The sequence below is a fragment of the Bacillus thermozeamaize genome, assembly GCA_002159075.1.
Classification (GTDB): domain Bacteria; phylum Bacillota; class Bacilli; order ZCTH02-B2; family ZCTH02-B2; genus Bacillus_BB; species Bacillus_BB thermozeamaize.
The window spans coordinates 1-2,132 of the sequence record LZRT01000016.1; the positions used below are offsets into that span (position 1 = coordinate 1).

At 49.9% G+C, this 2,132-nt stretch carries 1 protein-coding gene and 1 pseudogene; both read right to left on the bottom strand.

The window, feature by feature from the left end:
* Positions 1-1,243 (bottom strand): annotated as a pseudogene (locus tag BAA01_12095) (deoxyribonuclease HsdR).
* Positions 1,236-1,853: a hypothetical protein gene (locus BAA01_12100; GenBank protein ID OUM90518.1), complete on the bottom strand. Its 618-nt coding sequence runs from the start codon at positions 1,851-1,853 to the stop codon at positions 1,236-1,238. Before BAA01_12100 ends, BAA01_12095 begins: the two are co-directional and overlap by 8 nt.
* Positions 1,854-2,132 lie beyond the last annotated feature (279 nt).

Genomic DNA, 2,132 nt, shown 5'->3' on the forward strand with positions numbered 1-2,132 from the left:
GGTTGCCGGCGAATCCTTCAAAATTGTACTGGGTGCGATGGGCTTCATCTGAAACCACCACAATGTTCCGGCGCTCGGAGCAGACCGGAAAAGCCCCCTCGCCTTCTTTCAGGCGGAATTTCTCAATCGTGGTAAAGATGATCTGGCCCGCCTCGTTGCGGAGCAGTTCCCTCAGTTCATCGGCGCTGTCCGCCTGGTGAACATGTCCGACAAGCGATGCGCCCTTGACAAATGTCTCATACAGTTGATTGTCCAGGTCGGTCCGGTCCACCTGAATGACGATGGTCGGGTTGTCCATCTCGGGGTGCCGAATGAGGATTCCCGCAAAAAAGAGCATGGACAGCGACTTGCCCGACCCCGTCGCATGCCAGATCACTCCGATCTTGCGGTCGCCATCCGGGCGGGTGGCGCGCACGGCGTGCTCGACGGCAAAGCGGACGCCGAAGTATTGGTGATACTTGGCGCCGATCTTCACCGCTTCCTTCTTGCCGTCTTTCATGAAGACAATGAAGTTGCGGATATAATCAAGCAGCCTCTCCTTGGGGAACAGCCCCTGGATGAGCGTCCGCATCGTATTGGTGAGGGTATTGTCCACTTCCCTGCCGTCAATGGACTTCCACGCCGCATAATACTCAAACGGCGCCCCCGGCATGCCGTGGAGTGTTTGGGTTCCGTCCGAAATCACCGCAAAAGCGTTAAAGGTGAACAGTTGCGGGATGTCATAGATATAGTTGGTGATTTGCGTGTAAGCGTCCTCAATGGACGCCTGCTCGCTGTAGGGGCTTTTCAGTTCAAAGACAACGATCGGCAGCCCGTTCACAAATACGATAAGATCCGGGCGCCGCGCCATTCTTCCCTCGATGGGCAGTTGGTTCACAACGAGAAAATCGTTGGCATCCGGTTCGTCCCAATTGACGGGGTACACATGCTGAAACATCTGCTCCCCGTTTTCTTCCCAGGAGTAATCGATCCCCTTCGTCAGCATTTCGTGGAACCGCTCGTTCCGCTGCAGCGGCGTCACGCCGTCCGGATCGGTAAACCGGTCAACAAGCGCCGGGAGGCGCTGTACGGGAATGCGGGGGTAGGTTTTCCTCAGGAACGTTTCCAACCGGTCGCGCAGCACGACTTCGCCCAGCGACGAGCGGCCAAACAGGTTCATCGCGTGCAGGTAATCGTACCCGATGCTTTTCAGCCGCTCGATCGTCGTTTCTTCGAAATCCGATTCATAAAGGCCGTTAGGCATGTGCCAGCACCTCCTCGACCTGTTCTTCGGCTTCCCTTACCTCAATTTCTCCGGACAGGAGACGGGGAAGTAAATAGTCTCTTGTTTCAGAAAGGGCCTTTATCTCATAAAAGTTTCTGATTATTTGTTCAAGCATTGGACTCACAATCATATCGAATTCTTTGAGAACCTCATCTTCTGGAATACAAATCTTCATATCTGCAAGTGAGCCATCCCAAACTGCATAAGGTATGGTACTTCCTTTTGAATTTGCAGTAGCAAACGCTACTGTTTGCTCCGAAAACAAGCATAAAACTGAAAATGAGAAATAATGATTTTTTCTAGGGCGCAATACAAAGCAAGTGCTCCTGGTAATCCCGTCAAAAGGAGCAATGCAAACTTTATGAAAATACGGTCTCATAGCACCAAACAAAATGTCGTTCCGTTGAAATCTAATCAAACTGCTTTTTGCTTCAAGTCCACTTTTATAGCCTGAGATCATCAACGATTTTGATGAAAGTTCGTCTATTGGCACATAAGGTATATTTTCCAAATGTTCTCCTGCTTTTTCGCTGTTGTTAATTTTACTTACTATGTCTCCTAAACGTCCAACTCTCCATGAACTTGGTATTTCTCCAAGTTCACTCTCAACAAACTCCTCATCCTGAAACGGCCCGAAATCCACAAACCAATGCTTATACAGCGCCATCGCCATCTGTTCGAGCGTTTCGTTCATGCGGCGGTTGAGTTCGATTTTGTCATCGAGGGAGCCGAGGATTTCGGCAATTCTCATTTGCTGTTCAATAGGAGGCAAATCCCAAGACCAACTATAAATTTGTTCCTTTGATACATTCGGAAAAGTTGATCCTGTTGCCGACTGTAAAATTGAACCCAAAGATAAACGAATAAG